18 protein-coding genes are annotated in these 22,488 nt (G+C 66.9%); 6 read left to right on the top strand and 12 right to left on the bottom strand.

Going from position 1 to position 22,488, the window contains the following annotated elements; translation table 11 throughout:
- Nucleotides 1-58 precede the first annotated feature (58 nt).
- The 4 genes from C8P66_RS17995 to C8P66_RS17980 are packed head-to-tail and all read left to right on the top strand — an operon-like array spanning nucleotide 59 to nucleotide 4,024.
- Entirely contained in the window at nucleotides 59-1,051 is a 993-nt protein-coding gene (locus C8P66_RS17995; protein ID WP_158537293.1) for a Bug family tripartite tricarboxylate transporter substrate binding protein, read from the top strand.
- Nucleotides 1,048-1,923 carry a hypothetical protein gene (locus C8P66_RS17990; RefSeq protein ID WP_111399675.1) on the top strand — a complete coding sequence of 292 codons (876 nt, stop codon included), beginning with the start codon at nucleotides 1,048-1,050 and terminating at the stop codon, nucleotides 1,921-1,923. Before C8P66_RS17995 ends, C8P66_RS17990 begins: the two co-directional genes overlap by 4 nt.
- Nucleotides 1,920-3,143, top strand: coding sequence for a CaiB/BaiF CoA transferase family protein (locus C8P66_RS17985; RefSeq protein ID WP_111399674.1), 1,224 nt, complete (start codon nucleotides 1,920-1,922; stop codon nucleotides 3,141-3,143). Before C8P66_RS17990 ends, C8P66_RS17985 begins: the two co-directional genes overlap by 4 nt.
- The gene (locus C8P66_RS17980) at nucleotides 3,140-4,024 is read left to right on the top strand and encodes an HpcH/HpaI aldolase/citrate lyase family protein (RefSeq protein WP_111399673.1); all 885 of its coding nucleotides are present in this window, start codon (nucleotides 3,140-3,142) and stop codon (nucleotides 4,022-4,024) included. The genes C8P66_RS17985 and C8P66_RS17980 overlap by 4 nt, the downstream gene beginning before the upstream one ends.
- A 58-nt stretch (nucleotides 4,025-4,082) precedes the next feature.
- On the opposite strand, the gene C8P66_RS17975 is transcribed toward C8P66_RS17980, so the two are convergent.
- Nucleotides 4,083-4,448: a response regulator gene (locus C8P66_RS17975; protein ID WP_111399672.1), complete on the bottom strand. Its 366-nt coding sequence runs from the start codon at nucleotides 4,446-4,448 to the stop codon at nucleotides 4,083-4,085.
- A 190-nt stretch (nucleotides 4,449-4,638) separates the two neighbouring features.
- Between C8P66_RS17975 and C8P66_RS17970 the strand changes: the two genes are divergently transcribed.
- A complete protein-coding gene (locus tag C8P66_RS17970) occupies nucleotides 4,639-9,183 on the top strand; it encodes a chemotaxis protein CheB (RefSeq protein WP_342768023.1) in 4,545 nt (1,514 codons plus the stop codon).
- A 103-nt stretch (nucleotides 9,184-9,286) separates the two neighbouring features.
- Here C8P66_RS17970 and C8P66_RS17965 read toward each other — a convergent pair whose 3' ends face one another.
- Complete coding sequence (locus tag C8P66_RS17965) at nucleotides 9,287-10,333, bottom strand: NAD-dependent epimerase/dehydratase family protein (protein ID WP_111399670.1); 1,047 nt, start codon at nucleotides 10,331-10,333, stop codon at nucleotides 9,287-9,289.
- Nucleotides 10,318-11,688 (bottom strand): DUF4910 domain-containing protein, encoded by a 1,371-nt coding sequence (locus C8P66_RS17960; RefSeq protein ID WP_111399669.1) that lies wholly within the window; start codon nucleotides 11,686-11,688, stop codon nucleotides 10,318-10,320. Before C8P66_RS17960 ends, C8P66_RS17965 begins: the two co-directional genes overlap by 16 nt.
- Before the next feature lie 37 nt (nucleotides 11,689-11,725).
- On the opposite strand from C8P66_RS17960, the gene rfbC reads away from it, so the two are divergent.
- Nucleotides 11,726-12,271, top strand: coding sequence for a dTDP-4-dehydrorhamnose 3,5-epimerase (gene rfbC, locus C8P66_RS17955; protein WP_111399668.1), 546 nt, complete (start codon nucleotides 11,726-11,728; stop codon nucleotides 12,269-12,271).
- An 8-nt stretch (nucleotides 12,272-12,279) separates the two neighbouring features.
- Here the strand turns inward: rfbC and C8P66_RS17950 are convergent, their stop codons facing one another.
- The 9 genes from C8P66_RS17950 to C8P66_RS17910 all read right to left on the bottom strand — a co-directional run bounded on the left by C8P66_RS17950 (nucleotide 12,280) and on the right by C8P66_RS17910 (nucleotide 22,384).
- Complete coding sequence (locus tag C8P66_RS17950) at nucleotides 12,280-12,897, bottom strand: PIG-L deacetylase family protein (RefSeq protein ID WP_245903656.1); 618 nt, start codon at nucleotides 12,895-12,897, stop codon at nucleotides 12,280-12,282.
- A 38-nt stretch (nucleotides 12,898-12,935) separates the two neighbouring features.
- Nucleotides 12,936-13,775, bottom strand: a complete 840-nt coding sequence (locus C8P66_RS17945) for a glycosyltransferase family protein (RefSeq protein ID WP_111399666.1) — start codon at nucleotides 13,773-13,775, stop codon at nucleotides 12,936-12,938.
- Nucleotides 13,772-15,097, bottom strand: coding sequence for a class I SAM-dependent methyltransferase (locus C8P66_RS17940; protein ID WP_111399718.1), 1,326 nt, complete (start codon nucleotides 15,095-15,097; stop codon nucleotides 13,772-13,774). Before C8P66_RS17940 ends, C8P66_RS17945 begins: the two co-directional genes overlap by 4 nt.
- Before the next feature lie 14 nt (nucleotides 15,098-15,111).
- Nucleotides 15,112-16,191, bottom strand: coding sequence for a hypothetical protein (locus tag C8P66_RS17935; RefSeq protein ID WP_211314193.1), 1,080 nt, complete (start codon nucleotides 16,189-16,191; stop codon nucleotides 15,112-15,114).
- A 189-nt stretch (nucleotides 16,192-16,380) separates the two neighbouring features.
- Nucleotides 16,381-17,193, bottom strand: a complete 813-nt coding sequence (locus C8P66_RS17930; protein ID WP_111399664.1) for a glycosyltransferase — start codon at nucleotides 17,191-17,193, stop codon at nucleotides 16,381-16,383.
- Nucleotides 17,190-18,461 (bottom strand): lipopolysaccharide biosynthesis protein, encoded by a 1,272-nt coding sequence (locus C8P66_RS17925; protein ID WP_111399663.1) that lies wholly within the window; start codon nucleotides 18,459-18,461, stop codon nucleotides 17,190-17,192. Before C8P66_RS17925 ends, C8P66_RS17930 begins: the two co-directional genes overlap by 4 nt.
- Nucleotides 18,462-18,764: 303 nt before the next feature.
- The gene (locus tag C8P66_RS17920) at nucleotides 18,765-20,390 is read right to left on the bottom strand and encodes an amidase (protein WP_111399662.1); all 1,626 of its coding nucleotides are present in this window, start codon (nucleotides 20,388-20,390) and stop codon (nucleotides 18,765-18,767) included.
- Complete coding sequence (gene rutA / locus C8P66_RS17915) at nucleotides 20,387-21,466, bottom strand: pyrimidine utilization protein A (RefSeq protein ID WP_111399661.1); 1,080 nt, start codon at nucleotides 21,464-21,466, stop codon at nucleotides 20,387-20,389. The genes C8P66_RS17920 and rutA overlap by 4 nt, the downstream gene beginning before the upstream one ends.
- Before the next feature lie 150 nt (nucleotides 21,467-21,616).
- Nucleotides 21,617-22,384 (bottom strand): IclR family transcriptional regulator, encoded by a 768-nt coding sequence (locus tag C8P66_RS17910; protein ID WP_111399660.1) that lies wholly within the window; start codon nucleotides 22,382-22,384, stop codon nucleotides 21,617-21,619.
- Between the last annotated feature and the right edge of the window lie 104 nt (nucleotides 22,385-22,488).

The following is a 22,488-nucleotide window of genomic DNA, read 5'->3' as shown; positions in this document are numbered from 1 at the left end:
TGGGGCAAGCGCGCCGGGCAGGAACCAGGCGCGGACCACGCTCGGAGGAGGTCCCCCCATGAAATCCTTGCCATTCGGCCGTCGAACCGTCTTGGGCACCGGCATCGCGACACTCGGCCTTGCCGCGCCCGGCATCGCCCGCGCCGAATTTCCCGACCGCCCCATCCGCCTCGTCGTGCCCTATGGCGGCGGCGGCCAGACGGATGTCGTCTCCCGCATCATCGCCGCGGCCATGGCCCAGCGGCTGGGCCAGGGCATGCTGGTGGACAATCGCCCCGGTGCGGCCGGTAATCTGGCCGCCGATATCACCGCCCGCGCCGCCCCCGATGGCTATACCATCATGGTCGGCTCCACCGGCGCGATGGGGGGCGTGAATGCGGCGCTCTACCGCAACCTCAGCTACGATTGGCAGAAGGATTTCGCGGCGATCGGCCTGTTCTGCACCACGCCCAATGTGGTGCTGATCAACTCGGAGACGATCCCGGTCCGCACCCTGGCCGAGTTCATCGAATTCGTCCGCGCCCGGCCGAATGTGCTGAACTTCGCCTCCTCCGGCATCGGCGCCACCACGCATCTGTCGATGGAGCTGCTGCTGGAAAAGGCGAATATCCAGATGGTGCACGTGCCCTATCGCCAGAGCACCCAGGGCATGACCGACCTGCTGGCCGGCCGCGTGCAGGCCCGCACCCTGGGCCTGCCGGAGGCCGAGCCGGTGAAGGACGATCCGCGCATCCGCGCGCTGGCCGTCACCAGCGTCGAACGCAACCCGAACTGGCCCAATGTGCCGACCGTGGCGGAGACCCTGCCAGGCTATGTCGGCGTCAATGAATTCGCCCTCGCCGCCCCCGCCGGCACGCCGCCCGCGATCATCGCCCGGCTGAACCAGGCGTTGAACGATGCCCTCGGCAGCCAGGCGGTGAAGGATGGTTTTGCGCGTGTCGGTGCCGAGGCCGCCGCCCCCAATACCCCCGAAAGCACGGCCACCTTCCTCCGGGAGCGTGGCGATGTGTGGGTCACGCTGATCCGCCGCCTGGGGCTCTCCGCGGAATGAGCGCCGCCGAGGACATTGCCGCCGCCATGCCGGAACTCTCCGGCTGGATCGGCCGTTCGCGCCTGGTGCCGGAGGAGATTGCCCTCGGCGCCGTGCGCCGCATCGCCTCGACCTTCGACCTTGATCCGTATGGCTTCGAGCCCGGCGATGTGCTGCCGCCGCATTGGTACGGGCTGTTCTTCGGCGACATGCCGCGGCAATCGGTGATCGGCGTGGATGGGCATCCGAAGAAGGGCGCCTTCCTGCCGCCCATCCCGCTGCCGCGCCGCATGGGCGCGGGGCGGCGCGTGCAGATCATGGGGAACCTTCGCGTCGGCGACGCGGCGGCGAAGAAGGTGGAGGTCGCGGCCATCACGCCGAAGTCCGGGCGGACCGGGCAGATCGTGGTGCTGACCATGCGACACACCATCCTGGTGGGCGACAGGACCATCGCGGTGGACGACTTCGACGCGATCTATCGCGAAGGCGTCACCCCCGGCGCGGCCAGCCCCAGCACCCAGCCGGCCCGCGCGCCCACGGATGGCATCTGGGCGGAGGAGGTCTTCCTCGATCCCGTGCTGGTCTTCCGCTACGGCGCCATCACCTGGAACGCGCATCGCATCCACTACGACGCCGATTACGCGCGGGGGCAGGAAGGCTATCCGGGCGTGGTGCAGAACGGCGGGCTGACCATGCATCTGCTGCTGGATGCGGCGCTGAAGCGCGCGCCGGGGCCGCTGCGGCACTACTCGGCGCGGCTCGCCCGCCCGCTGTTCGTCGGCGACAGCGTCACCTTCCACGGGGCCGCGCCCGAGGGCGGGACCCTGCGCGTCTGGGCCGCCGACAAGGACGGGCTGCTGGCGGCCGAGATGACCCTGGACTGCGGCGCATGAGCGGCGGCCCGCTGGCGGGCGTGCGCGTCATCGACCTCACCTCCATCGTCGTGGGGCCGATCTGCACGCGCACCCTGGCCGACCAGGGGGCCGATGTCATCAAGGTCGAAGCCCCGGGCGGCGACCTGCTGCGCTTCATGGCGCAGGGCAGCCGCACGCCCGGCATGTCGGGCAAGTTCATCAACTTCAACCGCAACAAGCGCTCCGCCTGCCTGGACCTGAAACACCCCGAGGGCATGGCGGCGATGCGGCGCCTGCTGGCCACCGCCGATGTCTTCGTCAGCAATGTCCGCCCCGTGGCGCTGGAGCGGCTGGGGCTGGACCACGCGAGCCTGACGGCGGCCAACCCCCGGCTGATCCATTGCGGCATCCTCGCCTTCGGCAGCGACGGGCGCTACGCGAACCGCCCCGCCTATGACCCGGTGATCCAGAGCCTGTCGGGTGTCGCCGCCACCTTCGAGCGCGCGGTGGGCGAGCCGCGTTTCGTGCCGATGGTGATGACCGACCACATCAGCGGGCTGATCGCCGCCCAGAGCATCGGCTTCGCCCTGTTCCGCCGCGCCAGCACCGGCAAGGGCGAGGCGATCGAGGTGCCGATGTTCGAGAATATGGCGAGCTTCGTGATGAGCGAGCACATGGGGGCCGCGACCTTCGAGCCCCCCGTGGGGCCGACCGGCGACAACCGCCTGCTGAGCCCGGACTACCGGCCGCTGGCGACCAAGGACGGCTACATCACCGTCGGCCCCAACACCGACGCCCAGGCCTTCGCCTTCTTCGAGGCGATCGGCCAGCCCGAGCTGCGCCACGACCCGCGTTTCTGCTCCGCCGCCATGCGCACCGCCAATGCGCGCGCCTATTTTTCCGTGCGCGCCGAGGGGCTGGCGCAGCGCACGACCGACGAATGGCTGGAGATCCTGGGGAAACGCGACGTGCCCGCCGCCCGCTACAACTCGCTGGAGGATCTGATGATCGACCCGCATCTGCAGGATGCCGGCTTTTTCACCCTGGAGGAGCATCCCTCCGAAGGGCGGCTGCGCCGCACCCGCACGCCCAACCGCTTCAGCGGCGGCATGCGCGAGGATGCGCTGCATGCCCCGCGCCTGGGCGAACACACGCGCGAGGTGCTGCGCGGCGCGGGCTATGGGGAGGCGGAGCTGGACCGGCTGGTCGCCGCCGGCGCCATCCTCGAACCCGCGGCCCAACCGGAGGTCGCCGCATGAGCCGCCCGCAGCCCGCCTGGCGCTCCCTGCTCTTCGTCCCCGTGACGGCGGAACGCTTCCTCGCCAAGGCGCATACCCGCGGCGCTGACGGCATCATCCTGGACCTGGAGGATGCCATCCTGCCCGAGCACAAGGCCGAGGCGCGCGCGGCGGTCGCCGCCGCCGTGCCGCGCGTGGCCCAGGGTGGGGCCGATGTCGTCGTGCGCATCAACCGGCCGCTCGATCTCGCCATCGCCGATATCGCCGCCGCCGTGATGCCGGGGGTCGCCGCACTGATGCTGCCGAAGGTGATGGGGGCGGACCATGTCCGCCTGCTGTCGGAGCTGGTGGCGGGGTGCGAGGCGGCCCAGGGCATGGCGGAGGGGCACACCCGCTTCATCGCCTTGGTCGAAACGCCGGCCGCCCTGCCGCATCTTTTCGCCATTGCCGCCGCCGATCCGCGCATGGCGGCGATGTCGGTGGGCGGCGAGGATATGGCCACCGAGCTCGGCGCCATCCCCTCGGCCGATTCCATGTATCCCTTCGCCATGCTGGGGCTAGCCGCGTCGCGCGCGGCGGGCATCCTGCCGATGGGCTCGATGGGCAAGTTCGCCGAGCTGAACGACCTCGACGCCTATCGCGCCGGGCTGCGGCGCGCCCGGGGCCTAGGCTTCGGCACGACCTCCTGCATCCATCCCGCGCATGTGCCGATCATCAACGAGGAATACGGCACCTCGGCAGAGGAGTTGGACAAGGCGCGGCGGCTACTGGCGGCCTTCGACGCCGCGGCGGCCAAGGGGCTGGGCGCCGTCGCCTTCGAAGGCAGCATGATCGACCTGCCCATCGTGATCCGTGCGCGGCGGTTGCTGGAGCGGGCGAAGGCCTGGGAGGGAAAGGCTTAGGGGGCGGGACATGTCACCGGCCGTGGCGCGAAGCATGGAGGAGGCTCGCGTCACGCCCTCAGGGGATGGGCGGTGCGGCGAGCGCGGCGTGGATGGCACGGATAAGGTCGGGTTCCTGAAAAGGCTTTTGCAGCACGATGGCATGTGGGTGCTGCGCCTTGATGCTTGGAACATCGCCACTGACGAAAACATGCGGCACGAAGCCACCGCGGAGGATCTCCTCGACCGCCGCGATGCCGCTTCCCTTCCCCAACCGCCCGTCCGCGATCACCAGCTCCGGCCTGATCCGAGCCGCGGCGGCGATCCCCCCTGCCTCGGTGGACTCGATCGCATACACGTCGTGACCCAGCTCCTTGAGGATTTCGGCAAACAGCAGCCCGATCAGGACCTCGTCCTCCATGACCAGAACGCGCAGTGCTTTCATCCTTCCTCTCTCCTTCCGGCAACGTCCAAAGCACAAGCACCCCGAAGAGGCAAAGGGCCAGGGGGCGAGACCGATCGCCAGGCCCCGGCCGGCGGCGTGCACCCCGAACTGACATGCCCGGCTGGACCATGTTGACCAGGACGTTCATGGCGATCGTCGAATTGATCGCCAGAACCCGCATAAATACTCAATGAAATCAGCCCCCAAGCCGCCGAGGTGCGGCCTGAACCAGGGGGGCGCGCGTCAAGTAGACGCCCAATCACCCAACCGCCAAGGTTATGGTATCATTCCCTTCCCTCCCCGTCTGCGGAGGTCGTCTCCGGGAGCAGATGCGGCAATGCCACCAATTTGCTCACCCAAATCGAGTGCCGCGCGCAAGCGCTCCCCCTCTCACGGCCCGTCCCACGGCCCGAGCGATCTGCAGATCGTCGGGATCGGCGCCTCGGCCGGGGGCCTTGATGCGTGCAGGAAACTGCTCGATGCCTTGCCCGCCGAAACGGGCATGGCCTACATCCTGGTGCAACACCTCGATCCGACCCATGAAAGCATGATGGTGGATCTGCTCGCGGGCCATACGTCGATGGCCGTGCGGCAGGCGACCGACGGCGCGCGAATCGAGCCCGACCACATCTATGTCATTCCCCCGGGAACCTATCTCTCGGTCGGCGACGGCATGCTGCATCTGTCGCAGCCGGAGGCCCGTCACGGTGCGCGCATGCCGTTCGACTTCCTGTTGCATTCGCTCGCCAAGGAATGTGGCGATCGCGCCATCTGCGTCATCCTGTCCGGAACCGGCGCCGATGGCAGTCTCGGCCTGAAGGCCGTCAAGGAAAAACGCGGCCTCGTCATCGTCCAGCATCCCGACGAGGCGGGGTATGACGGCATGCCGCGCAGCGCGATCATGACAGGCGCCGTCGATCTGGTGCTTTACGTCGCCGAGATCCCCGCCGCCATCGCCAGCTACGACCGCCACATGGCCGTCGCCCCGCCGCCTGCCGGCTTGCTGCCACAGGAAGGCGCATCCGATGGGGTGCCCGGGATCATCGAACTCCTGCGCGCGAGAACCTCGCACGACTTCAGGCTCTACAAACAGGGAACGCTCGAGCGCCGGATCGAGCGGCGCATGGCGATGGCGGGCATCGAGACCGATCGGATGGACCAATACCTCGCCAAGCTGCGGGACGATGCGAATGAACTGGAGCTTCTCGCCAAGGACCTGCTGATCAACATCACCAGCTTCTTCCGCGATCCAAAGGTCTTCGACTATCTGGCCGAGCAGATCATTCCCGATCTGGTGCGCAAGCAGGCGACCGATCACCCGCTGCGCATCTGGATCACGGGATGCAGCACGGGGGAGGAAGCCTATTCCCTCGCCATGCTGTTCAAGGAGGAGATCACCGCCGCCAGGCGCAACGTCAAGCTGCAGGTCTTCGCATCGGATGTTGATGCCGACGCCGTCACCAGCGCGCGGGATGGGCTCTACCCCGATACGATCGAGGCCGACGTGTCGACGGCACGCCTGGCACATTTCTTCACCAAGGATGAGCATGGCTACCGGGTCTCGGCCGACCTTCGCGCCATGGTCGTCTTCACCGTCCAGGATGTTCTCAGCGATCCGCCCTTCTCGCGCATCGACCTGATTTCCTGCCGAAACCTTCTCATCTATCTGCAGCCTGAGGCGCAGGCGAAGGTCATCTCGCTGTTCCATTTCGCGCTTCGCGAGGGCGGGGTCCTGCTGCTCGGCAGTTCCGAGACGATCGGCAATGCCGACGGCCGCTTCGAGGTGATCTCGAAGGTCGAGCGCCTCTATCGCCACGTCGCACGCAGCCGACCGGGCGATCTCACTTTCCTGCGGGCCTCACCCGGCGACGGTCCGCGCCCCCCCATGCGCCGGGACGCCGGACCGGCCCCATCGCGCCAGACCGCACTCGCAGACCTGTGCCGCCGGCTGGTGATGGAGAGCTATGCGCCGGCGGCCGTGCTCATCAACCGCAAACACGAGTGTCTCTTTCACTTGGGCGCGACCGACCGTTTCCTGAGTGTGGCGCCGGGACATCCCTCGCATGACCTGCTCGCCATGGCGCGAGGAGGCCTGCGCACCAAGCTCCGCTCGGCCATTCAGCGGGCCTCGCAGGGGAACGAACGCATCGCCGCGGCTGGCGGGCAGACGAAGCGCGATGGCAGGACGCTTCCCTTCAGCATCTCGGTCCAGCCCGTCCGCAGCGACGGCGAGGACCTGCTGCTGGTCTGCTTCGTTGATGAGCCAAAGCTCGCGCCTGAGCTGGGACGGGCGGCAGTCCCCGCCGATGGCGCAAGGCTTGCGGGGCTCGAGCAGGAACTCGAAGCCACCAGGACCGAACTCCAGGGCGCGATCAGCGACCTCGAGACCTCGAGCGAAGAGCAGAAGGCGATCAACGAGGAAGCTTTGTCCATCAACGAGGAATATCAGTCGACGAACGAGGAGCTGCTGACCTCGAAGGAGGAGTTGCAGTCGCTCAACGAGGAGCTGACCGCCCTGAACAGCCAGCTTCAAGAGACCTTGGAGCGCCAGCGTACGACCTCCAATGACCTGCAGAATGTGCTGAACAGCACGGATGTGGCGACCCTCTTCCTCGACACCGACCTCAACATCCGCCTCTTCACGCCGGCGACGAGGTCACTCTTCAACATCATCCCCGGCGACATCGGACGTCCCCTCGCCGACCTGCATCCCCTGGCCGAGGACAGCTCGCTTCTTACCGATGCGCGGATCGTGCTCACAAGCCACACGCCTCTCGAACGCGAGATCGAAACCGAGGGCGGTGCCTGGTATGTCCGTCGCATCTTGCCGTACCGAACGCATGACAATGGGATTGAAGGCGTCGTCATCACCTTCGCCGACATCACCGAGCGCAGGAATACGGCGGACGCCCTGGACTCCGCCAAGCGACAGGCCGAGCAGGCGACGGCCGCGAAGTCACGCTTCCTCAGCGCCGCAAGCCATGACCTTCGCCAACCCTTGCAGGCGCTCAGCCTGATGGGAGGCATTCTGGCGCGGAAGATCGCCGCCAAGAAGACCGACGAGGCGCTGGAACTGGTTTCCCGGCTTGAGCAGACCTCGGCCACCATGGCCGGCATGCTGAATGCTCTGCTCGACATCAACCAGATCGACGCCGGCACCGTCCACGCCGATATCATCAACTTTCCCGTCAACGAGATGTTCGAGCGGTTGCGACAGGAATTCGCCTATCAGGCGCAGGCGCGGGGGCTCGTCCTGCGCGTCGTCCCGTGCAGCCTGTCCATCGACAGCGATCCGCGTCTCCTTGAGCAGATGATCCGGAACATCCTTTCGAATGCGCTGAAGTACACCAAGCGCGGCAAGGTGTTGCTCGGGTGTCGTCGCCGCAGCGAAATGCTGAGCATCGAGATCTGGGACACCGGCATCGGCATCCCGAAGGGGCAGCTGAACGCGATCTTCGAGGAGTATCATCAGCTCAACAATGCGGCGCGGGAACGCAGCCGCGGCTTCGGGCTCGGCCTGGCCATCGTGAAGCGCCTGGGCGATCTGATGGGATATCGGATCGCCGTGCGGTCCCGGCCGGGCATAGGCTCTCTCTTCGCCATCGAGGTCGGGCGTTCAAGGCAGGTGACGGCGCCACTGCTGGAACAACAGCGCCCCGGGCATGGTGACTATCCTCACCGTGCCGGCTCAATATTGGTCGTGGAGGACGATCCCGACGTGCGCGACCTCCTCGAGCGCTTGCTTGAAGACGAGGGGCACGTGGTCGGGACCGCGCCCGATGGCACCGCGGCACTGGAGTTGATCGCACAAGGCACGATCAGCCCCGACCTCATTCTCGCCGATTACAATCTTCCCAATGGTCCGAACGGGATAAGGCTCGCGACGAGGCTGCGTGAGAAGCTTCGAGAGCAGATCCCGGTCATCATCCTCACCGGCGATATTTCGACGATGACCTTGCGTGAGATCGCCCACTACGATTGTGTGCAGCTTAACAAGCCGGTCAAGCCGATAGAACTCGCGCAGGTGGTGCAACGCCTCCTCGCCGTCCCGCACGACATAGCCGCCAACGGTCAGCCAGCCACGTCCGCAGCCTCCATCGGGCTTGCCACGCCGGTCATCTTTGTCGTCGATGGCGAGCTGGAGATCCGCAAAGGGCTGCGTGGGCTGCTTGAGGGCAACGGCTGGCACGTCGAGGATTTTGCGACCTGCGAGGCGTTCCTGGAGGCGTATCATCCGGATCGGGAGGGCTGCATCCTCATCGACGCGCATCTGCCCGGAGGGATGAGTGGACTGGAATTGCTGAAGTCGCTGAACACCGCGGGGCATCCGTTGCCCGCCATCATGATCACCGGACGCTGCGACCTGCCGACGGCGGTGCAGGCCATGAAGGCGGGGGCTATGGACTTCATCGAGAAGCCGGTCGATCGCCGGGACCTGATCTCCAGCGTCGAGCGCGCGCTCGAGCGGGCACGGGATTCAAGCAAGCTGGTTGCCTGGCAGGAGGCCGCGGCGTCCCACGTCACCAGCCTCACCCCGCGGCAGCGTCAGATCATGGCGATGATCCTGGCCGGCCATCCGAGCAAGACGATCGCAGCCGATCTCGGCATCGGCCAACGCATGGTCGAGAACCATCGCGCCGCCATCATGAAGAAGACGGGCTCCAGTTCCCTGGCCGCATTGGCGCGGCTGGCGTTTGCCGCTGCTCCGGCAGGCGATGACGAACCGCCCCATTGACCGCACAGGTGAAGAAATTGCTGGCAGGGCGAGCAACTCATCGGCTGCCAGGCCAGCACCGATGATGACGGCACGCAGGAACGCATGACCGCCGCCGTAGCGCCTAGGTCCAGCGCAGGTCTGGCCCGAGGCGCTGTTCGGCCAGCAGCGCCGACACCATGTTGAGGCGAATCATCTTGGCCGAGCCGCGAAACGCGGCGTCGTCGAAGCCAATGCCGCGCAGCCCCGTGACGAGGCCGGCAATGGACTCGCCAAGGTCGCAGCGCGGTTGGTGCTCCGGCGCCAATGCGCGGAACAGGCCAAAATCCACGCGGTAGGAGCGCGGATCGAAGGGGGCCGCGGTGTTGATCTCCGTGGTCGTCCCGGGCACGGCCTGCGCCACGGCCACGGCGAGGTCGCGCACCTGGTGGTTGCGCTCGTCCGAGCCCGCATTCACCACCAGCATGCGCCCGCCGCGCGCCGGGTCGCGGGTCGCCGCCCATTCAATGGCGCGCGCCATGTCGCGCACGTCGATCAGCGGGCGCCAGGGCGTCCCGTCGCTCAGCACCGTGATGCGTCCCGAGGCCAGGGCACAGGCAACGAAATCATTCAGCACCAGATCCAGCCGCAAACGTTCGCTGTAACCGCATGCCGTGGCGAAGCGCAGGCAGGTCACGGTCATGCCGTTGAGGTCCATCTGCCGCAGACCTTCCTCCGTGCCGATCTTGGAGCGGGCATAGGCGGTCAGCGGCGCCGTCGCATCCGTCTCGCGCCGCGCCTGCGCATCGGCGAAGCCATAGACGCTGCAACTCGACGCAAAGACGAAGTGCCCGACGCCGGCCTCACGCGCGCAGGCTGCCAGATGCAGGCTGGCCGCGCGGTTCACGGCGTCGGTCACCTCCTCGAACCGCGTGCCGATGGGATCGTTCGAAAGGGCGGCGAGATGGATCACCACGTCGCATTCGCGCAGATCTTCCACGGTCACATCACGCACATCGCCGAAGCGCTGTGCGTCCAGGCGCGTCTCGGGCGCCCGGCCCGGCGTCGTCAGGCAGGTCGCGAACAGGCCGGAATCAAGCCCGATCAGCTCGGCCTCCGGGAAGCGGGCGCGCAGATGCGCCACCACGCCGGGTCCGACATAACCCATGCTGCCAGTCACGAGAATGCGCACGGAACGGTCCTTTCCTGATGGTGGCGCGCGGCAGAGCGCGATGATGATGGGTGTGACAGGGATGACCCTGCGTCCGGCACGCATGTTCCTGAGCCCTGGACAACGAGCCCCGCTGCCACCAGCCGCTCCGTCGCATCCGCCACCTCGGCAAACGCCAGCCCCGATCGCTGTGCCACATCCAGCAGCGAATGCCGCCCATCGGCCAGGTTGAGGGACCACAGCAACGCCAGCCGCGACGCCGCTGTGGCCGCACCGTCATACAGCCCACGGCGGCCAAGTTGCGGTTCGCCATAAGGCGCCTTGCTTGCGAAGATACCGTCCCGCTCGATCAGCGTCGCGATGCGGTCGAGCACACGCAGCGAATCCGCCAGAGCCGCGGGTCGAACGAAATCGGGGGTATCGGCCGAGGTGTGATACTCCGGGAAACTGCCCCCCGGGGATCGCATCAGACACCCCATCGGCAAGTCGAAGCCCGGCGAACAGAATTGGCGCTCATCATAGCCGGTGGGGGTGAACGGCAGGATGCGCTCGCCAAAGCCTTCATCCCGCAACACATGCTCAACATAGCGGTCGATCGGTGCATCCTGTCGGCGGCTGCGCTTGTAGCTTGGAGGCGCCGGATCACCGAGGCAGGTCAGCACCAGGCCGTGGCGGATGCGGGCCGCCGCGTCACGGTTGGCGGCAAGCCAGCAGATCGCACCGATGGTGCCTGGCGCGAAGAGGAAGCGCCATGTGAAGCGCCGTCGCCGCGCGCTCAGGATCCGTGCCAGATCGATCGCCACGGCGATGGATGAGAGGTTGTCATTGGCCAGCGAGGGATGGCAGCTATGAGCGGAAATCAGCACCTCGCCCTCCTCCTCGCCGGGCAGCACACATTCGCCGTAACTCAGGCTCCCAGGAGCGAGTTCCGTGTCGATCCGGACGCGGTATCGCGCATCCCCCAGTGCCAGGCGATCGCGATGCGCGAGGCAGAATCCCCAATCCCGGCGATAGTAGGAGGTGACGTAGGGGATGAGGTCGGGCTGCGCCGGAAGGCTGTGCAAATGCGCCTCAAGGTCCAGGCGCGAGACCTCCCCCTCGAAGGGCGCGCTGTAGTTCAGCAGATGAAGAGTGTGACGGTCGAAATCGATGATCGTGGATCCATCCATCGCCAAAATCGAGGCGCCGCGCACGGTCCACTCGGGCGGCACCACCCAGTCCAATACCGCGGTGCCGCTCGGCACCTCGGTCACGGTCAGCGGGATATGGCGGGCGATATAGCCGAGCGTGTCACGCAAGCCCGCGCCCGTGATGCTGCGGCACAGCGGGAACAGCGCCCGCACATGCGCGTGGAGTTCTTCACCGGGATCCGACATGCTGCCCCCATTGCGGTGAAGGCGGGAGGTCGCGCGGATGCGCTTCGAATCGACGGAGATAGATGGGCTCTTCGGACTCCGCCTGGACTGGCATGGCGATGCCCGTGGCGCCTTCGCCCGCCTCTTCTGCCGCGAGACCTTCGCCGCGCAGGGCCTTGCGGGGGATTTCGTTCAGGCGAGCCTTTCGGTCTCCACCACGGCGGGCACGCTGCGGGGCATGCATTTTCAACGTGCGCCGCATGCCGAGGCAAAGCTCGTGCGCTGCGTGCGCGGCGCCATCCATGATGTCATCGCCGACCTGCGCCCCGACAGCCCGACCAAGGGCCGATGGCAGGCGTTCGAACTGCGTCAGGATGGCGATCTTGCGCTCTACATCCCGAAGGGATGCGCGCATGGCTTTCAGACGCTCGTCGATGATTGCGAGGTGCTCTACCAGATGGACACCGCCTATGCCCCCGGTTTCGCTGATGGCCTTCGCCACGACGATCCCGCCCTCGGCATCACCTGGCCGCGCCCGGTCACTGTGATATCGGACAAGGACCGGAGCTGGCCGCCGTTCAGGCCGCCGGGTGCGGTGGGGTGATGGCGGGGTCAACACAGCCAAAGCTTCGGACCATGGAACGCCTCCGCCATCCCGGATTGCGCCGCCGCCTGTAGGCCACGCAATCGCATCAGGGCGTGGAACGTCTCCGGGGTGAACCAGCCCCGCGCATGCTGGGTTTTGAAATGCCGCATGAGGGCGGCAACCTTCCGTTCCGCGACCTCGCTGGAAAGCGGCATGAACAGGTTGGGATTGCCGAGATCCGGGTCGTATTTGGGGATCTCGTAGCCCAGGATGAGGTGCTTCCGGAAGGTATTCCAGGTCAGTTCAGCCAGGCAACGGTGGTCCTGATGATGATCGTCGCGCGTATGGGTCAGGATCAGGTCGGGACGCGACGCCTGTTTCAGCACCTCGAACCTTTCCTTCACGCGGAGGAATTCCGCGGGGAAGAATCCGTCGCGCATATCCTCGACCTCGATCAGCGCGGCATCCGCACCGGTCAGGAATTCCGCGGCGCTCGCCCGCGCCTCCTGCGCTCGTTGGGGGGAGGCGGAAAATACGATCCAATGCACCCGCACCGGCCGCGGCTGTGCCAGCAGCGCCAGGATCGTGCCGCCCGCCCCGATCTCGATGTCATCGGAATGGGCGCCGATGCACAGGATGTTCAACGGCTGGCCGGGAGGTAGATTAAACGTCAATCGCAACATTATTTGGCTGCCGCATGGTCGAAGGTGAAGACCTCCATCGGCGGCGGGCGCAGGACAGGATGCCGCCAGACCTCCCAGGGCGCCGGACCGCAGGCCGCCAGTGCCGCGAGGTTCTGCAGATCCTTGAAGGTATCGCAGCAACGCCAGAATCCACTGTACGGGTAGGCCGCAAGCTTGCCCGTTGCGATCAACCGCCTGAACGGTTCAAGGACGAGTTCCTCACCAGGGCGGATGTAGTCGAAGATCTCACGACGAAAGGCGAAGAAGCCGGCGTTGATCCACATGTTCGCCTCCTCCGCATCGAGCACGGCATGCACCAGCCCATCGGAGGCATGTTCGACGAGATGCACCGAGATGTTCGGCCGCGCCACCATGCAGGCCGCCACGGCATCCGTCTGGATCAGACGGTCGATGACGGGCTGCACCGGGCAATCGGACAGGCCATCGCTGTAGTTGGCGAGGAACATCTCCTCGTCCTGAAGGAAGCGCCGCACCGCCATCAGCCGCTCGCCGATGTTGGACTCGATGCCGGTATCCACAAGGGTGATGCGCCAGTCATCGATATCACTCTTCAATAGGTCGAGCCGGCGACCTCCCCCCTCCAGGACGAAGTCATTGGAGATCCATTCCTGATAGTTCGCGAAGAACTCTTTGATGGTCGCGCCCTTGTAGCCGAGGCAAAGGATAAAATCCTTATGACCAAAGTGCGCGTAGTACTTCATCAGGTGCCAAAGAATGGGGCGTGGACCGAGTGGCACCATCGGCTTGGGCAGGTCATTGCCGTTGCTGTCCGAGCGCATGCGCAGGCCCTGGCCCCCGCAGAACAGCACCACCTTCATAGCATCGCTTCCTTATCGACAGGCCAAGGGAGAATCTCCGGGTGGGGAATCGGCACGATGAGTTGCCCCCCCCACTCACGGATCGGGGCGAGTTGCCGCGCGATCTCATCCTTCAGGTTCCACGGCAGGATCAGCACGTAATCCGGCCGCTCTTCCTGGATGGCCGTGGGCGGCAGCACCGGGATGTGCGTCCCCGGGAGGAACCGGCCCCATTTGTAGGGGTTGCGATCGACGGTGAAAGCCAGAAGATCGCCGCGTATGCCGCAGTAGTTGAGAAGCGTGTTGCCCTTGCCGGGCGCGCCATACCCCGCCACCCGGGCGCCCTGGCGCTTCAAGCCGATCAGCAGGGTCAGCAGCGCGTCCTTGGTCTCCTCGACCCGTCGCGCGAAGGCCGCGTAGCTCGCGAGATCGCGCACGCCGCCCGCCGCTTCCCGCACCCGCAGCTTGCCGACCGCGTCACGTTCGACATGGGCGCTGCCCTCCAGCGCCGCGTAAATCCGCAACGATCCGCCATGCGTCCACACCTCCTCCACATCGAAGACGCGCAGACCATGCGCCGCGAACAGATGATCGATCGAAGCGAGCGAGAAATACGAGAAATGCTCGTGATAGATGGTGTCGAACTGGTTGCCCTCGATCAGCCTGGCCAGATGCGGGAATTCGAGCGTCAGCACGCCCTCTGGCTTCAGAACATGGCGCAGTCCGGCGGTGAAGTCGTTCAGATCCGGCACCTGCGCCAGCACATTGTTGCCGATCACCAGATCGGCGCGCAAGCCCTCGTCGGCCAGGCTGGCCGCAAGGGTCGTGCCGAAGTAGGCGACGCGTGTCGGAACACCCGCGGCCTCGGCGGCGATCGCGACATTCCGGGCGGGCTCGATCCCGAGGCACGGGATGCCACGCGCCACGAAGTTGCGCAGCAGGTAGCCATCATTGCTGGCGACCTCGATGACCTGGCTCTGCGCGTCCAACCCGTAGCGTGCGACAACCGCGCCCACATAATCCGCGGCATGCGCCATCCATGCCTCCGAATAGGAGGAGAAGTAGGCATATTCATCAAAGATGGTTTCTGGCGAAACATATTCGCCAAGCTGGGCCAGCCAGCAGGTGTCACAGACCTGCGCCTTCAGCGGATAGAATATCTCGGCGGCGTCACGTTGCTCGGCGCTCAGGAAGCTTTCGCACAAGGGCGACATGCCGAGGTCCACCCAGGGATGCAGCGTGCCGCCGCAGGCGCGGCAACGGCTCGTTCCCGCAGGCCTTCGCGCGGGCCTCGTGGCCGCAGGGGCCACCTCCCCGCCGGGCAGGCTGGACCAGTCTTGCATGGCGTCGAATCCTTTCATGACGCTGATGGCGGATGCGGCGTCATTGACGGGCCGGGTTCGGGGTCATTCGGGCGTTTCAGCCAGGCCTCGCGCCAGTACGGATAGATTTCGCGCGAACAGAACCAACGGCCGGCCGAGCGGTCACCGGTGCAGACCAGCCCTTCCAGCGTGATGCAGTCATGCTTCATCTCGAGCATCCGCCCGGTCGGCTCATCGATGATGCGGTTGACGCGCGCGCGTACACGAAACCGTTTGCCACAGGCGGGCAGCATCTCGGGGCCGGAGAAGGACAGGCCGCGGTTGAAGCCGCGCGCGTCCAGCGTCCGCCTGATCTCGGCCGCCGAACGCACCTCCACCCATTCCCCCGCTTGCAGCCCCAGCGGCGCGGGCCGTTCGCGTTGCGCGGCCGAGGGATGCATCCGCGCCCGCAATCCGCGGGCCATCGGGCGCAGCGCGGCCGGGGTCGCGCTGCGGGCCAGCCGCACGAGTTCCTGCGGCATGGCGCGCAAGCCGACGCGCAGCACGTGGCCGGGCGTTGTATTGCCGCTGGTGACCTCGCGTAGGTATTGCCGCAGATCCCAATCGGGAAGCGCCGTCGTCGCGCGGCGTGCTTCGGTCACCTGGCAACGGAACAGGCCAGGCGCGCCGGGCGGATGGATGTTGGCCTCGATTGCGGCACGCAAGGCCGCCACCTCCGCATCATCGGGCCTGCGCGGCGATGCGTCCGGGTTCAGGCGCGCCAGCCACTCCTCCCGCCAATAGAGGCGGCACTCGGCCTGGCATCCACCATGCGCGCTGCCATCGCAGCGCAGCTCCTCCAGATAGACGGTGCCCTGCATGCGCCGGCTGGCAACGGGGCAGATGGTGTCGCAGATCTTCTCGACCCGTTTGGCGACGGTGAAGGCCCGTCCATAGAACTGCAGCATCTCGGGCATGAACGGCATGTCCTGCCGCGTCGCCAGGCCCGCCAGGATCTCCGCCGGCGGACGCAGCGTGACGCGGTCGCCGGGCCGCAGCCGGCCAGCGCCCGGCGAGCCGCGCACCTCCGCAGTGTGGACGTCACGCGGTAGTGCCGTAGCGATGTGGCTGTCCATTCCTATGTCCCTTGATCGCACGCCCGGCGGCGTTGAGCAGGTGTATCCGGGGGACACTGGTTGCTGCTTCTTCTCTCGGCCCCATGGGCATTATGCGCTGGCTGGGACGTCGATGAATTCGGCATCGGGGGTAGCCCATTCGCGCCGATCGGGACTATCGGGGTCGCGCGGGCAATAGGGCGTCGGCGTTCAGAAATGCAGGACGTGTTGGGAGCGCGGACGCAGGCCGCAGCGTTCGGCGAGCTTGCAGGCCAGCCATTCGGGATTGCTCAGGTTGAGCCAAAGCTTCATGCCATAGCGCCAGCCTTGGCGCTCCAGCTCCGACTTCGGGCGGAACCGCGACAGGATCATCTGGTTTTCCTGCATGCCCCGGACATGGCGCACCGCGCTGAGATTCAACCCGGTCCTTCGGAAGCAGGCCACGGGTACGGCGAGCCGTGTGTAGGGTGCGCTCGACAGGGCACGGGCGAGCATCTCGTAATCGCCGCTCACCTGGTAATCGACGTCATATCCGCCAAGCTGCGCAAAAAAATCACGCGAGAAGTAAGTCCCTATCAGCATGATCGGATTCCAGCCGAGGCTGACATGCATGCGCGGCGTGATCCAGCTCGGGGGTGCCGCGAGTCCGCCGAGGCTTCGCCCCTCCTCATCGATCCAGCGGATGCCGCCGACGACCCAGCGCCGGCTGCCGCGGGCATAGGCGCCAACGACCGCGGCCAGGGCGCCGGGCAACATCACATCATCGGCGCCCAGGTAGCCGATCAACTCTCCCGACGCCATCATGGAGGCTTGGTTGATCCGTTCGAACAGGCCGCTGCCTGGCCGGCTCAGCACCCGCACGCCGCAGGCCGCCGCCTGTTCCGGCGTGCCGTCGGTGCTGCCGCCATCGGCGATGATGTGTTCGACCTCGATCCCGCCGGAGGCGTTCCCACGCACGGATTCAATGCATTCCTTCAGATAGGCGACGGCATTCAACGTCGGTGTCACCACGGTCACGATCATGTCGAATGTCCGCGGCCGGGTTCGGCCCGGCCGTAGCGGCCGAGTTCCGCCGTGGCCTGGGTCAATACGTAATGCGCCGCGACCAGCCGCGCGGCACTCCCCCCGATGAGGGCAAGGCAGCTTCCGGTCAGCCCGAGATCGGCGATCAGCACCACGGCGAGCACCAGCGTCGCCACTGTACCAATGGCATTGATCGCGAGCGCCGATGGCACCTCGCCGATGCCATGCAGGAAGGCGATCACGACTTCGGTCAGTGTCGCCGCGAGGCCCGCGATGACCAGCAGCCGCACCGCCTCGGTCAGGCCCAGATACTCGGACTGCGCACCGTACAGCAGCCGCAGGCTCAGTTCGGGGGCGACAAGCACCGCGCCGGAATACAGCGCGAGCGGCAGGATGGTGAGCACCACATAGACCCGCGTGGCCCGCCAGGCATGGGCGTTGCCCTTCACCCTGGCCTGCGCCGCCGTCTGCGGAATGATATTCGCAAGGCCCACGATGATCGGATTGCACAGGTTCGCCACATTCATCGCCGCCTGAAACGAGGCAGCCGCGGCCGAGCCCGCGCCGATCGCCAAGGCCCAGAGCGGGATCTGCAGGCGCAGCGATGACAGCAGCGCATTGCCCAGCGACCAAAGGCCACCCAAGGACCAATACTCCGCCAGGGTCGTGCCCAGCCGGAAGGGTCCGCGGCGCCGCAGATCGAGCTGGAACGCCTGCACCAATGCCGCGATCCCGGACGCCGCGGCCATGCTGATCAGCGCATCCTCAAGCGTCAGCGCATCGGCCAAGGCGAGGCCGAGGATCAGGAGAGTCCTGCCACCCACGCTGATGCTGTCGCCCAGCACCGCCGCCCGGTGCCGGAAGGTCGCATGCAGGCCCCGCCGCAGCGCTTCCTGGATCTGGCCGAGCAGGAAACAGATCATCGCGGGCAGCAGAAGGTCGCTGCGGCCGATCCAGAACAGGCTGACGAACAGCACCGCGCCAAGCCCGAGCGAGAGGATGGTGAGCAGGATCAGGCTGGCGCTCAGCAGCCGTGCCTGATCTTCCGGCCTGGTGATGACGAGCCTGACCTGAAGCGGATGGAACAACAGCGAATTGGTGAACAGCTGCAAGGTGAAGATGCCGCTGAACACCAGCGCGAAGGTCCCGTAATCCGGCTGGGACAGCCATCGCGCCAGGATCACGTTGATGACGAAGGTGCCGGCGCTGACGATCCCCTGGTCGATCAACGTCCAGGAGGCCCGTGCCAGATGAAGCTTGGTCCACACTGCTGCATCTCTCCTGAACATGGGCGCCAGACAGCCCCGATCTCCTCTGCAGCCAGCAGGAAAGGTTTCAGCGGCAAACCATCCGGTCGAATGCGGCGCGTGTAACGGCGCGGCCATGGTGGCAGGTCGGGGCCGGTTGCCTAATGGGGTTTTGGGAGTACCCCTTTTCCTCCGCCGGGGCCCGAATGGGAGGCTTTACTCCGATGATCGGCGGTCGGCGGCGCTAGCGCGGCAGGTAGCCTTGCAGCGCCGGACGGAACCGCGCACGGCCGATGATGTCCACCACCGCCTCGGCAGGCGGCGTCATCCGAGATATTGAAAGACGTTGACCGGCTCATCGGCAAAGCGCGCCGGGCGCTGCAGCCGGTCCAGCATCGCGCGCATCAGCGGTGCCGCCGAACACAGATGCCGAAAATTGCGGTCGTTCAGCTTGGTCACCCCGGCGCGCGCGCAGAGCAGGCGCAGCTCATCCTGCTCCGCCTGGCCGATCGTCACCGGCTCGGGGTCCGGCACCGGCGGCAGCGCGGTGGAAAATTCCGCCTTGGGGTCCAGCATCGGGCGCGTCGCGCGCCAGGGCGTGGCGCGCTCATAGGCATCGGCGACGCGCAGCACCATCGTCTCGTCGAAGGGCCGGCCCACGATCTGCATGGCGATCGGCAGCCCCTGCTCATAGCCGATGCATTGCACCAGCGCGGGGCCGGCGGAGACATTGAAGGCGGTGACCAGCGAGGAATGGCTGCGCCAGAAATGGATCGGCCGCCAGGCGTCCAATCGCGGCGCGATGCTGGGTGCCGCGGTGACCAGCACATCGTAGCGCGCGTAAAGCGCCTCGAACTCCGCCAGCATGACGCGGCGCAGGCGCTGGGCCGCAACGTAATCGGTGCCGCGGATCATCACCGCCGGCAGGATGCGGGCGAGGAAATCCTCGCCGAAATCATTCGGGCGTTCGCGCAGGGCCTTTTCATGGACGGAGAAGATCTCGCTTTCGGCGGCGACGACCTTCACGTCGAAGTATTCGCCCATGGGGCGGATGCGCGCGTCCTCCAGCACGGCGCCGAGGCCGCGCAGCACGTCGAAGGCGGCTTCCAGCGCCGCCTTGGTGGCGGGGGCGGGCTTGGTGTCCTCCTCGAACACATGGCGCAGCACGCCGATGCGCAGGCCCCTGATGTCGCCGGTCAGCGCCGCGCGATAATCGGGGATGGGGCGGCTGGCGCTGCCCGGGTCGCGCGGATCGTGGCCGGCGATCGCCTGCAACACGATGGCGCAATCCTCCACGGTCCAGGTCATCGGGCCGGCGTGGTCATAGCTGAAGGAATTCGGCATCACCCCGCGCCGGCTGACCAGCCCATAGCTGGGCTTCAGCCCAACCAGCCCGCAGAGCGCGGCGGGGTTGCGGATCGAGCCACCGGTGTCGGTGCCGAGCGCGAAGGGCATCAGCCCCGCCGCCACCGCCGCCCCGGAACCGGAGGAGGAGCCGCCGGTGAAATGCTCGCGGTTCCAGGGATTGCGCGCCGGGGGCCAGGCGAGGTCGAAGCTCGGCCCGCCATGCGCGCCCTCATGCGTCGAGAGCTTGCCCAGCAGCACCGCGCCGGCGGCACCCAGGCTGGCCGTGGTGGCGGCGTCTTCCTCGGGCACGTAATCGGCGTAGCAGCGCGAATGCCCGGTGGTCGGCAGTCCCGCCGCGTCATAGACATCCTTGAGCCCATAAGGGATGCCGTGCAGTGCGCCACGCGGGCCATCGGCCATGATCGCCGCCTCGGCCGCGCGGGCCTGGTCCATCGCCGCATCGAAGCAGGGGCGGAGATAGGCGTTGATCTGCGGATCGATCGCCTCGGCGCGGGCGACGAGCCCGGCGGTCAGTTCCACCGGGGACAGCCTGCGCGCGGCGATCAGATCGGCGGCCGCGGCAATGGTCAGGAATTCGGTCATGCAGCCACGGTCGCCCGCGCGCGGCTCTTCATCAAGGGCTGGATGCGGCTGCCGAACTGCTCCATGCCGATGACAAAATCATCGAAGGTCAGCATCACGCCGGTGAGGCCGGGGATCTCCGACATCTCGTCCAGCAGCGCCGCGACGGTGGCGTAGGAGCCGACGAAGACGCCCTGGTTGGTCGGGAAGACGTCGCTGTTCTGCTTCATGCGGTTGGCGGTGGCGAAGGGATCGGCGCTTTTGTCCGCACCCGCCTGTTCGTTGCGCCAGGCCAGCGCCTCCAGATCCACGCCGTCGCAATAGAGCTGCCACTTCGCCATCGCGGCCTCGTCGGTCTCATCGGCGATGATCATCTGCATCACCAGCGCGCCGACCTCGCGCCCCGTCTCCTCCCGCGCCTTGACCAGCCGGGCGATGGAGGGCGCGACCCGCTGCGGCTCATTCACGCCGAAGCCGACGCAGAAATTGTAGTCGCCGTATTCGGCGGCGAAGCGGGTGCCCTTGTCGCTCTGCGCCGCGCAGATGATCGGAATCTCGGCGCTTGGCAGCGGCAGGAGCTGGCACTCGTCCATCTGGAAGAATTCGCCCTTGTGGTTCGACACCCCGGTCTCCCACAGTTCGCGCATGATGGTGACGTATTCGGCACAGAAGCCGTAGCGGTTGGCGAAATGCTTCTCGCCCGGCCAGATGCCCATCTGGGCATATTCGGCCTTCTGCCAGCCCGAGACGATGTTCACGCCGAAGCGGCCGGGGGCGATGCTGTCGATGGTCACCGCCATGCGGGCGGCGATCGGCGGCGGCATGGTCAGCACGGCGATGGAGGCGAAGAGCTTGATCCGCGTCGTCACCGCCGCGAGCCCGGCCATCAAGGTGAAGCTGTCCAGCCCATAATCCCAGAAGCGGCTGGGGCCACCGAAGCCATGCAGCTTGATCATCGAGAGAGCAAAATCGAGCCCGTAGTGTTCGGCACGCTGCACGATGGTCTGGTTCAAGGCGAAGCTTGGCTTGTACTGCGGTGAGGTGGTGGAGGTCAGCCAGCCATTGTTGTTGATCGGAATGAAGACGCCAACCTGCATAGCCCAACTCCCTGGCCACCGAAGATAGCAAGGCAGGGCAGCAAACGCCGTGCCATGGGTCACCGCCCTCCCGGAGCCGCATGACCGCCACGCTGGAACTGCGCTACACCGCCGCCATGGCGCTGCCGCGCGAGGCCGGCCGAGCCCGGTTCACTTCGCAGCCAGCGCCTGGATCGGGGCGGGATCGCCGCCCATGGCGCGGGTCATCGCGATCGCCTCGCGCAGCACCAGCGGCGCGCAGAGCGTCTCCGCGGCGGCATCGAAGCGATAGAGCGGCACCGAGATCCCGACCGAGCCCACCACCGCGCCAGTCGCATCCAGCACCGGGGCGGCGATGGCCGCGATCTCCCGCAGGCGCTCGCCCCGGCTGATGATCGGCAGCCGCGGCGGCGGGGTGTCCTCGAACACGATCAGCGCGCGGCCATGCGCGCCACGGCCGAGGGGCTGCACCTCCCCCACCCGCGCGTGGTCGCGCACAAGCTGGGGGGAATCCAGGCGGAACAGGCAGCGGCGCTGGTCGCCCTCGCGCACGAAGAAGGTCGCACTTTCCCGGCTTTCGGCGCGCAGCCGGTCGAGTGCCGGCATCACATGATCCTCCAGCCGCAGCGAGCGGCGGAAGACATCGCCAAGCAGCAGCAGGGTCGGACCCAGCAGGTAGCCGCCGGCCGGCAGGCGGGTGATGAAGCCATGCCCCTCCAGCGTCCCGAGCAGCCGCAGCGCCGTCGTCAGATGCAGCCCGGCGCGGCGCGCGACCTCGGCCAAAGTGAGCGCGCCATCCTCCTCGTGGAAGGCCTTGAGGATCACCAGCGCCCGATCGACGGCGCGCACCGTGCCTTCCATCCCGGCGGCATCGCCCGGACCGGGCAGGGTGGTGGCGGGAAGGTCGTGAACCGGGGCGCTCCGGGCGGGTTTTCGCATAGGGGTCAACCTAGCAGCCTGTCGGATTCACGTCATGGATGTGGTTGCCTGGTCGGGTCTGGGTGGGTTCATGGCTGCATCAGGCGATGCAGCCTGCGGCAGTT

Origin of the sequence: Humitalea rosea (genome assembly GCF_003253705.1) — a bacterium.
In the GTDB taxonomy this organism is placed as follows: Bacteria; Pseudomonadota; Alphaproteobacteria; order Acetobacterales; family Acetobacteraceae; genus Humitalea; species Humitalea rosea.
Note: the sequence above shows the minus strand (reverse complement) of the source record. Positions and strands in the feature narration are given on the sequence as shown.

Excerpts from the sequence above, each read along its gene's own strand:
- C8P66_RS17995 (WP_158537293.1), top strand. The coding sequence starts at position 59 with ATGAAATCCTTGCCATTCGGCCGTCGAACCGTCTTGGGCACCGGCATC.
- C8P66_RS17990 (WP_111399675.1), top strand. The coding sequence starts at position 1,048 with ATGAGCGCCGCCGAGGACATTGCCGCCGCCATGCCGGAACTCTCCGGC.
- C8P66_RS17985 (WP_111399674.1), top strand. The coding sequence starts at position 1,920 with ATGAGCGGCGGCCCGCTGGCGGGCGTGCGCGTCATCGACCTCACCTCC.
- C8P66_RS17980 (WP_111399673.1), top strand. The coding sequence starts at position 3,140 with ATGAGCCGCCCGCAGCCCGCCTGGCGCTCCCTGCTCTTCGTCCCCGTG.
- C8P66_RS17975 (WP_111399672.1), bottom strand. The coding sequence starts at position 4,448 with ATGAAAGCACTGCGCGTTCTGGTCATGGAGGACGAGGTCCTGATCGGG.
- C8P66_RS17970 (WP_342768023.1), top strand. The coding sequence starts at position 4,639 with ATGAAATCAGCCCCCAAGCCGCCGAGGTGCGGCCTGAACCAGGGGGGC.
- C8P66_RS17960 (WP_111399669.1), bottom strand. The coding sequence starts at position 11,688 with ATGTCGGATCCCGGTGAAGAACTCCACGCGCATGTGCGGGCGCTGTTC.
- rfbC (WP_111399668.1), top strand. The coding sequence starts at position 11,726 with ATGCGCTTCGAATCGACGGAGATAGATGGGCTCTTCGGACTCCGCCTG.
- C8P66_RS17945 (WP_111399666.1), bottom strand. The coding sequence starts at position 13,775 with ATGAAGGTGGTGCTGTTCTGCGGGGGCCAGGGCCTGCGCATGCGCTCG.
- C8P66_RS17940 (WP_111399718.1), bottom strand. The coding sequence starts at position 15,097 with ATGCAAGACTGGTCCAGCCTGCCCGGCGGGGAGGTGGCCCCTGCGGCC.
- C8P66_RS17935 (WP_211314193.1), bottom strand. The coding sequence starts at position 16,191 with ATGGACAGCCACATCGCTACGGCACTACCGCGTGACGTCCACACTGCG.
- C8P66_RS17930 (WP_111399664.1), bottom strand. The coding sequence starts at position 17,193 with ATGATCGTGACCGTGGTGACACCGACGTTGAATGCCGTCGCCTATCTG.
- C8P66_RS17920 (WP_111399662.1), bottom strand. The coding sequence starts at position 20,390 with ATGACCGAATTCCTGACCATTGCCGCGGCCGCCGATCTGATCGCCGCG.
- rutA (WP_111399661.1), bottom strand. The coding sequence starts at position 21,466 with ATGCAGGTTGGCGTCTTCATTCCGATCAACAACAATGGCTGGCTGACC.
- C8P66_RS17910 (WP_111399660.1), bottom strand. The coding sequence starts at position 22,384 with ATGCGAAAACCCGCCCGGAGCGCCCCGGTTCACGACCTTCCCGCCACC.